The organism is Pseudoalteromonas sp. P1-25 (assembly GCF_001401805.1).
Classification (GTDB): Bacteria; Pseudomonadota; Gammaproteobacteria; order Enterobacterales; family Alteromonadaceae; genus Pseudoalteromonas.
Genome location: NZ_LKDW01000006.1, coordinates 149994 through 159412, shown reverse-complemented (window position 1 = coordinate 159412; position 9419 = coordinate 149994). Strand labels below are relative to the sequence as shown.

Here is a 9419-nt window from a genome sequence, read left to right as displayed (position 1 = left end):
TGCTATGTGACTCTCTACCGCTGTGGGCACTACGACATTGCCAGGATTCAAATTAAAGAAACCCGTTACAGCGATGTAACGGGTTTTTTTGTTGTCTGGGGTTTATAAATAGCCAATACCCCATGTCGAAGACAGTCTCAGTAATGTCCGCACTTGTACATCCTTGAATCATAACATTCGTATCCTTTTAGAAAGCTTAACCATTTTATGCAAGGTTACGGCACACATCATGCTGAGTGTAATCAGGTTTAATGCCCCGTAAATAATTAACCATTATTGCGAAGCGGTATTACTTAGATATAGAAAATACCACTTTGTAAATAAACATTAAGTTCATGCTTATCTGCTATTTTATTCATGTAACATAACTAGGCGTGCAGAAGTTGTGCGTGTTAAAATCAAATTTTTATAATGCCAAAATAGAGGTGTCAATTGCCCACTGCTGACTACCAAACTGTTCTAGATGAAATAGCGCACGAAGTGCGCCCTTTGTTATCACAAGGTAAGGTTGCAGACTACATTCCTGCACTTGCTGAGATTTCTAGCGGGCAGTTTTCTATTGCTATTTATACCACTGATGGTGAAACCATTTGTGCGGGGGATTGCAGCAAACGTTTCACTATTCAGTCAGTTTCTAAAGTGATGACACTTACAATGGCCCTGCAGCGCTATGGTGATGAGCTATGGCACCGGGTAGGCAAAGAGCCCTCTGGAACCGCGTTTAACTCTCTTACACAGTTAGAGTTCGAAAAAGGCGTACCACGTAATCCTTTCATTAATGCAGGTGCGATTGTGACGTGCGATGCTTTGTACAGTCGATTATCTGCACCTCGCCACTCAATGCTTGAAACGTTTAGGTTACTCTCAGGTAATAGTGCAATAGTGATTGATAAAAAAGTGGCCAATTCTGAGTACGAGTTTAGGCATAGAAATGCGGCAATGGCGCATTTAATGAAATCATTTGGTAATTTTGAGAATGACGTAGATGATGTACTTTGGTCTTACTTTAATTTTTGTGCAATCGAACTTAACTGTATTGAGTTAGCTAGAGCGTATAACTTTTTAGCAAATAAAGGCGTTGATTACAGCTCGGGTAAACGTGTTTTAAGTAGCCGTCAGAATAAACAACTAAATTCGCTTTTATTTACTAGTGGCTTGTATGATGCAGCAGGAGATTTTGGCTACAGAGTAGGTATGCCGGGTAAGTCTGGGGTGTCAGGCACTATATTAGCAGTATTACCGGGTAAGTTTACGGTGGCTGTATATTCACCTGGGCTTAATGAATTTGGTAATTCGGTAGCGGGGATAGCAGCATTAGAGCTGCTATCTAAAAAGCTCGATATTTCGATTTTCTAAAATACCGCAATAGGGAGTACGTATAGCTCCCTATTTATTGGTCCCAATACACTTGCTCTAGGCAGTCTTCGCGCTCTGGTAGGCCACGAGATAAACGTGGCGAGTGTTGTACTAATACCTCGTAGCTCGCGCGGTTAGCGTATTTACTAATTTGTGCAAGAGAAGAATAAGTAATGGCCTTTTGTTCGTGCTTTGCTGAATTGGCGACATTTAATTTATGATAAACGTTTGCTGATAAATCGTGTAACACGGCAGCCAACGCACAATCGCCAGCACCATTGGTATTTTTGATTGAATCAGGCCCACCCATGAATGGCGCAGTGTGGCTATAGGCTTTTATCGGGTTTTCGCAATCGGATTTTTTCATTGCGCGAGAAAATTCATAGCGATTGAAATCGGCAATTGCCCCCGGTAATAGTGGATACTCGGTTGCCCGTTTAAAGCTTTCATCAACATAACCGGCCATAAATAAGCCTTTTTCGCCGGCGGTACAAATAACCAAGTCGACCCAGTCAAGTGCCTTGTCTGCGGCTAATAACGGGTCTTCAAAGCCAGTAATTGCCAGTCCTTCTTCTTCGTTCATGGCGAGTATATCGACATGCTCGTTTACAAAGTTAGCCCACCAGGTTGGATCTTGTTCAATTAAAAACTTAGTGCCCAGTGTTAAAACTACCGGTACACCTGCATCGTTAGCGTATTTAACTGCTTGTAGGGTTGCTTCAGTCATTGTTTCATCACCCTGTGTACGCATCAGGTAGGCGCTGATCACAAGGGCAGAAGATTGCTCGATTAAGTGTTTATCGATAGACTCAGGCTTTAAATGATTCATTAAACCAGCACTAATCGCGAATGTACGCTCGCCAGTTTCATCAATTAAGGTAAAGCAACGGCCAATAGGCCCATCTACAGGTTGTAAATAGTCTAAATCAACGCGACTTGATGTGTTACATAAAAAGCGATAGGCATAGCTGCCTATTTTTATGTTTTCACTCATAACACCAAGCAATACTGAGCGATCGTCTGCAAGTACTGAGTAGTTATGCATTGTGTTACCAATGGTGCCACCGGCAAACTCGTAATCAACCATATTGTTTAATTTTAAACGGTCGTATAGGGCGTTGGTAATATCGCTATCAATAACTTGCGACATACCACGGCGAAGTTGAAACTCGTCTAAAAAAGCCTGATCGACTTTGGCTTCAATATCAACAACGATCTGATCGATTCCCGTAATGTAACTACGCTGTAATCGCTCAGTGGCGTTTAGTTGATTAGTAAGTGGATCTTTAGCTTCCACTGGAAAATAATGTTTATGTCTGCGGCGTCCAGGAAATTTCATTTGCTACCTGTGTTGTGAGCTAAATAAAAAAAGCGTGAGATTATAGCGTAAATCACACTCTATGAGCCACGATAAACCACATTATTTTGTTTTATTTTTGCAATAATTTATTCAATTTCGCATTTTAAACAAGCAAATTGATATAATAGCGACAGAAAATTTATTTAAAGTAAGTAATATGAACGATCTTAAAAGCGATGAGTATTGGATGGAGCAGGCATTGGTGTATGCCAATAAAGCGCAGCAATTGGGCGAAATTCCGGTGGGAGCAGTCCTTGTCAAAGACAACACACTTATTGCTGCAGGGTATAATCGTTCAATTACTGATAACGACCCTTCTGCGCACGCTGAAATGATTGCAGTGCGAGAAGGAGGAAGAGCTTTAAATAATTACCGTTTAATTGATTGCACCTTGTACGTTACGTTAGAACCGTGCTCTATGTGTGCTGGGCTGTTAGTGCACAGTAGAATAAAGCGTTTGGTGTATGGTGCGCCCGATGCTAAAACGGGCTCGGCTGGATCTATTATGAACTTATTGCAAGAGCCGAGGCTGAACCATCAGGTAGAAGTATCAGGTGGGGTGCTTGGGCAAACCTGTGGTAGTACTATTTCGGCGTTTTTTAAACAACGCCGAGAGCAAATTAAAGCGGCTAAAAAAGCGGCTCGTCAAATTAGTGGCTAGTTAGCAACCTCTGAGTCTGCTTCTATCATTTGCTGCATAGCAAACATACGACGACGCCAAATAATTTTTTTATGTAAGTTACGTAGCATTATACGACGTCTGGTGGCTGTCGAATGAATAATATTGCGTTTTAGTTTTTGTGTGCGTCTACGTTTTAGCATGTGTTCTCCTAATGCGTGAGAGTGAGAAAGGCACAAGATATATATTAAAAATCAGGTAAATATACTATAAACACACATTAGTGATCATTTCATGACAAGTAAACAGATTTTTAATTTAGTTATCGCAGTGGTTAATCTTGAAGGAAAAATTAGCGCTCATTAAAACGCAAAGTTAAGTGTGTAATGCTCACATTTAATGTTTAACATGCATGAGCAGCCAATTAAAAAATGTAAATATAAACCCTTTACTGAGACTGCTGCGTGTTATTTTCACCTTGCTTACTTTTTTCTTCAGGTGAAAGCGATGGGGTAGGCTCGGTTTTATCGTTGTTTACAGGCTCTTTGCTTGGCTGAGCCGCTTTTTCAACTTTAGGTGTTTCAGGCTCTGGCGCTAAGGCATTATTTTCATCAAGCCAAACAAGTGCATCGTAATATCTGCGAATATTATCAACATATTTTACCGCAACATCGCCACGCGCATAACCGTAACGGGTTTTACGGTAATAACGTTTTTTGATTAAAAGTGGTAAGCGCTTTTTAACATCGGCCCATTTATCAGGGCTGGCCCCTTGTTGTTCGGTAATAATGCGCGCGTCGTTAACATGCCCCCAGCCTACATTATAGGCTGCCAGTGCAAGCCAAGTTCTATCAGGCTGCGGGATTCTATCGGGGATGCGTTTAACAAGCTTAGCTAAGTATTTAGCGCCACCGCGGATGTTTTGCTCTGGCTCTAATCTATTAGTCACGCCCACCTGTTTAGCAGTACTACGTGTAAGCATCATAATGCCTCGTACACCCGTAGGCGATTTAGCACGTGGGTTCCACATAGACTCTTGATAACTAAGTGCGGCAAGTAAGCGCCAGTCTAGGCTGCCCGCATACTGCTCAAACCAAGGTCTGTATGTGGGGAGTGTTTCTTTTATAGCCTCTATGTATGCAAGCGTATTAACGTAGTTGAATTGGCGTACGTGTCCAAAGTACTTTTCTTCAAGCACATACAATTGGTTGCTTTGCTTTACCTCACCAAAAAAAGGCACTAGCAATGCATAAAGTGAGTCATCTTTTGATTTATTCAGTATCCAGGCTATGGGGTCATTTCGGGTAACTGAAAAGCCAATACTTAAATTTGGGTGGTAACGTCTAAATAGTGAAAGCGTGTGTGAGTCGGCGAGGGTGTAGTCTATTTCGCCATCAATAACGGCTTGTAAAAGCTCCTCTTCGTCGAGCTCTTCGGTTTCTTGCCAGGTTAAATCTGGGTTGCTCTTTTTTATTTTTTGTAAGGTTAAAGAGTGGCTACTTTTGGCTATAACGGTAAAGTTTCCATCCAGGTCGTCAAATTCACGTGGGCGAACTCGACCCTGTTTATAAACCAACTTTTGGCTAATTGTTCTGTAAGTGGGGCCATAGCGGTATTGTTGTGCACGTACTTTGTTGTAGGTAAGGCCTGAGGCTATTATATCTAAGTCACCACTTTCAAGGCGCTCAAACATATCGGATAAATTAAAAAACGGCACTATTTCTAGCTCAACACCCAGGTAGTCGGCAAAGGCTTGCGAAAGCTCGTATTCAAAGCCTTGCTCGCCCTGCACTGCTTGGTAGTAGTTGCTGGCACTGGCAAGCGTACCTACACGTATTTTATTTTGTGCTTTAATTTGGGCAAGTTGAGTTTGTTGCTCCTGCATATTACAGGCGCACAACAACATAACTAAAGTGATGATAATTATTAGCTTTTCTTTCAACATTAACCGCCCCATAAAGCTCATACCCCGTTATACCAAAACTTCACTATGGCGTCACTTAGCGTTTAGCTTTTATTGGTAATTTTGCAGCTGTTTATATAAATAAAAAGTTAATTTTCTGAAAAGCGCAATTTGGAGTTAAAACTGAGTGCTACTTAGACTATAATGCCCGCCTAAAATATCGTTCAATCCCTAACCCCGGATGAAATTATCTATGTTGATCCTTCGTGGTGCACCAGCACTTTCAGAGTTCAGAGTTAATAAAATTTTAGCGCGTTGCAAACTATCGCAACTTCCAGTCACCAATGTATATGCCGAGTATGCACATTTTGCCGATTTAACCTCGCCTTTGAGTGTTGATGAGCAAACTAAGCTTGAAAAGCTACTTACTTATGGCCCAACTATTGCCGAGCATACCCCAGCTGGCACACTTATTTTAGTTACACCTCGCCCTGGCACCATTTCACCATGGGCATCTAAAGCAACCGACATAGCACATAACTGTGGTCTTAAACAGGTTCACCGTGTTGAGCGCGGTATTGCTTATTACGTAGAAGGTGAGCTAAGTGCAGAGCAACTTGCGCAGGTAGCGGCTTTATTACACGACCGTATGACTGAGGCAACGCATAGCGAGCTTGCTTCGGCAGCACAATTATTCCGTAACGACTCGCCTCGTGAAATGTCATCAGTTGACATTTTAGGTGGTGGACGCGAAGCATTAGCTGCTGCAAACGTTGAACAAGGTTTTGCGCTTGCTGATGACGAGATTGACTACCTAGTAGAAAACTTTAAAAAGTTAGGCCGTAACCCTAACGACATAGAGTTATTTATGTTTGCCCAAGCAAACTCAGAGCATTGTCGTCATAAAATATTTAACGCTGATTGGACAATTGATGGTATTGAGCAGCCTAAATCACTGTTTAAAATGATCAAAAATACATTTGAGCACAACCCTGAAAATGTACTGTCGGCGTACAAAGATAACGCAGCAGTAATGAAGGGCTCAAAAGCGGGTCGCTTTTTCCCGAATGCGCAAGGTGAATATGCGTATCATCAAGAAGACATAGAAATTTTAATGAAGGTAGAAACCCATAACCACCCAACAGCGATTGCACCATTTTCTGGTGCGGCTACAGGCTCGGGTGGTGAAATTCGTGATGAAGGCGCAACGGGCCGCGGCTCTAAGCCAAAAGCGGGTTTAGTTGGTTTTACGGTTTCTAACTTACGTATTCCGGATTACGAGCAACCGTGGGAGAGCGACTTTGGAAAGCCTAACCGTATCGTAAATGCCCTTGATATTATGATGGACGGTCCTTTAGGTGGCGCGGCATTTAATAACGAGTTTGGCCGTCCTAACTTATTAGGGTACTTCCGTACCTACGAAGAAAAAGTAACAAGCCACAACGGTGAAGAGGTGCGCGGTTACCACAAGCCTATTATGCTTGCCGGTGGTTTAGGTAATATTCGTGCTGATCATGTGCAAAAAGGGAATATTCCAGTAGGTGCAAAACTTATTGCACTAGGTGGCCCTGCAATGAATATTGGCTTAGGCGGCGGTGCTGCATCAAGCATGGCATCGGGTCAATCTAACGAAGACTTAGATTTTGCATCTGTACAGCGTGAAAACCCAGAGATGGAACGCCGTTGCCAAGAAGTGATTGATAAGTGTTGGCAACTAGGGGATAAAAACCCAATTGCCTTTATTCACGATGTAGGCGCCGGTGGCTTATCTAATGCATTCCCTGAGCTTGTAGATGATGGTGGCCGTGGTGGTAAATTCCAACTACGTGATATTCCTAACGATGAGCCGGGCATGGCCCCGCACGAAATTTGGTGTAACGAATCGCAAGAACGTTATGTGTTGGCTGTTGCTGTTGAAGACTTTGATCGCTTTGAAGCCATTTGTAAGCGCGAACGTGCGCAGTACGCAGTAATAGGTGAAGCCACAGAAGAGCGCCACTTAACTGTTGCCGACAGTCACTTTGATAACAGCCCTGTTGATTTACCGCTTGATGTATTACTAGGTAAAGCACCTAAAATGCATCGTGATGTAACTTCAAAGCAAGTTACCGGCAAGGCAATTGATGCAGAGTCAATTGATATAGCACAGGCGGCTCAGCGTTTATTACGCTTACCGACAATTGCAGAAAAAACATTCTTAATTACCATTGGCGATCGCTCGGTTACCGGTTTAGTAGCACGGGATCAAATGGTGGGTCCTTGGCAAGTACCTGTGGCTAACTGTGCAGTTACCGCAGCAACGTACGACACTTACCACGGTGAAGCGATGTCACTGGGTGAGCGCACGCCGGCTGCACTATTAAACTACGGTGCATCGGCACGTTTAGCTGTGGCAGAGTCACTAACCAATATTGCCTGTGCCAACATTGGCAGCCTTGAGAACATTAAGCTTTCGGCTAACTGGATGGCTGCAGCCGGTCATCCAGGTGAAGATGCAGGCCTTTATGAAGCTGTAAAAGCGGTAGGCGAAGAGCTTTGTCCTGCGCTTGGTTTAACTATACCTGTAGGTAAAGACTCTATGTCGATGAAAACGACATGGAAAAACGAGGATGATGCAACTGAGCAATCGGTAACGTCGCCCTTGTCACTTATTATTACTGCCTTTGGCCGTGTTGACGACGTGCGTAAAACAGTGACTCCGCAGTTACGTACTGATAAAGGCGATACATCGCTTATTTTAGTTGACTTAGGTGCAGGTAAAAACCGAATGGGTGCATCAAGCCTTGCACAAGTTTACAAGCAGCTTGGTGATGTTACGCCAGATGTTGACAGCCCTGAGCTACTTAAAGGCTTTTTCAATGCCATGCAAGCACTTGTCGCGGATAGCAAGCTACTTGCTTATCATGACCGCTCAGACGGTGGTTTATTTACTACCATAACTGAAATGGCATTTGCAGGGCACACCGGAGTGACTGTTGATTTAGCTGGTTTAACAGGGACAGACCTAGAAGCACTATATAACGAAGAGCTTGGCGCGGTAATTCAAGTTGCTAACAGCGATTTAGAGGCCGTAAATGCTGTATTTGAGCAACATGGTGTGGCTGCAATTAGCCACGTGATTGGCTCGCTTAATAGTGACGATAGCATTGTGTTTAACCGTGGTGAGCAAACAGTGCTTAATCATACTCGTACTGAGCTTCGTACAATTTGGGCCGAAACAACGTACCAAATGCAAGCACGTCGTGATAACCCTGATTGTGCAAAGCAGGAGTTTGATGCCAAGTTTGATGCAAAAGATCCAGGCTTAAACGTAAAACTTAACTTTGATTTAAACGAAGATATAGCCGCGCCGTTCATTGCAACGGGCGCTAAGCCGCAAATGGCTATTTTACGTGAGCAAGGCGTTAACTCGCATTTAGAAATGGCTGCTGCGTTTAACCGTGCTGGTTTTGCCGCTGTTGATGTACACATGAGCGATATCCTCGAAGGACGTTTAACCCTTGAGCAATTTAAAGGCTTAGTGGCATGTGGCGGTTTCTCTTACGGTGACGTATTAGGTGCCGGTGAAGGCTGGGCTAAGTCTATATTGTTTAACGATATGGCACGCGATCAGTTTAAAAACTTCTTCCACCGTGAAGACACCTTTAGCTTAGGTGTGTGTAATGGTTGTCAAATGTTATCAACGTTGAAAGAGTTAATTCCGGGGACTGAGCATTGGCCACGTTTTGTAACAAATAAGTCAGAGCGTTTTGAAGCACGCTTTAGCTTAGTTGAAATACAAGAAAGCCCGTCAGTGTTCTTTAATGGCATGGCTGGGTCGCGTATGCCAATTGCTGTATCACATGGTGAAGGCCATGCTGAGTTTGCAAATGATGCTGCCACTCAAGCTGCGCTTGACAGCGGCACTGTTGCGGTTAAATTTGTAGATAACTACGGTAACCCGACAATGCAATACCCGGCTAACCCAAATGGTTCACCAGAAGGTATTACCGGTATTACCTCTACTGATGGCCGTGCCACTGTAATGATGCCGCACCCTGAGCGTGTATTCCGCACTGTTGCTAACTCGTGGCACCCAGATGAGTGGAAAGAGGATAGCCCGTGGATGCGTATGTTCCGCAATGCACGTAAAAATGTAGGTTAAAAACGACATATACAAGTTAGATTCATAATCTAGCTGT

6 protein-coding genes are annotated in these 9419 nt (G+C 43.3%); 3 read left to right on the top strand and 3 right to left on the bottom strand.

The features are described from left to right. Positions 1-432: 432 nt before the first annotated feature. On the top strand, positions 433-1356 hold the full coding sequence (gene glsB / locus AN393_RS06280; RefSeq protein ID WP_055017622.1) for a glutaminase B: 924 nt from the start codon (positions 433-435) through the stop codon (positions 1354-1356). Positions 1357-1390: 34 nt separating this feature from the next. On the opposite strand, the gene AN393_RS06275 is transcribed toward glsB, so the two are convergent. Next, positions 1391-2695 (bottom strand): inosine/guanosine kinase, encoded by a 1305-nt coding sequence (locus tag AN393_RS06275; protein ID WP_055017621.1) that lies wholly within the window; start codon positions 2693-2695, stop codon positions 1391-1393. Between the two features lie 178 nt (positions 2696-2873). Here AN393_RS06275 and tadA point away from each other — a divergent pair, with 178 nt between their 5' ends. Beyond that, the gene (tadA, locus tag AN393_RS06270) at positions 2874-3377 is read left to right on the top strand and encodes a tRNA adenosine(34) deaminase TadA (protein ID WP_055017620.1); all 504 of its coding nucleotides are present in this window, start codon (positions 2874-2876) and stop codon (positions 3375-3377) included. Here tadA and AN393_RS20425 read toward each other — a convergent pair. Together AN393_RS20425 and mltF are read right to left on the bottom strand one after the other, a co-directional pair. Next, entirely contained in the window at positions 3374-3538 is a 165-nt protein-coding gene (locus AN393_RS20425; protein WP_200909026.1) for a hypothetical protein, read from the bottom strand. The genes tadA and AN393_RS20425 overlap by 4 nt on opposite strands. 245 nt (positions 3539-3783) lie before the next feature. Beyond that, complete coding sequence (gene mltF, locus AN393_RS06265; RefSeq protein WP_055014881.1) at positions 3784-5280, bottom strand: membrane-bound lytic murein transglycosylase MltF; 1497 nt, start codon at positions 5278-5280, stop codon at positions 3784-3786. A 211-nt stretch (positions 5281-5491) separates the two neighbouring features. Between mltF and purL the strand changes: the two genes are divergently transcribed. Further along, positions 5492-9382 (top strand): phosphoribosylformylglycinamidine synthase, encoded by a 3891-nt coding sequence (gene purL, locus AN393_RS06260; protein ID WP_055017624.1) that lies wholly within the window; start codon positions 5492-5494, stop codon positions 9380-9382. Positions 9383-9419 lie beyond the last annotated feature (37 nt).

Excerpts from the sequence above, each read along its gene's own strand:
- AN393_RS06275 (WP_055017621.1), bottom strand. The coding sequence starts at position 2,695 with ATGAAATTTCCTGGACGCCGCAGACATAAACATTATTTTCCAGTGGAA.
- tadA (WP_055017620.1), top strand. The coding sequence starts at position 2,874 with ATGAACGATCTTAAAAGCGATGAGTATTGGATGGAGCAGGCATTGGTG.
- AN393_RS20425 (WP_200909026.1), bottom strand. The coding sequence starts at position 3,538 with ATGCTAAAACGTAGACGCACACAAAAACTAAAACGCAATATTATTCAT.
- mltF (WP_055014881.1), bottom strand. The coding sequence starts at position 5,280 with ATGTTGAAAGAAAAGCTAATAATTATCATCACTTTAGTTATGTTGTTG.
- purL (WP_055017624.1), top strand. The coding sequence starts at position 5,492 with ATGTTGATCCTTCGTGGTGCACCAGCACTTTCAGAGTTCAGAGTTAAT.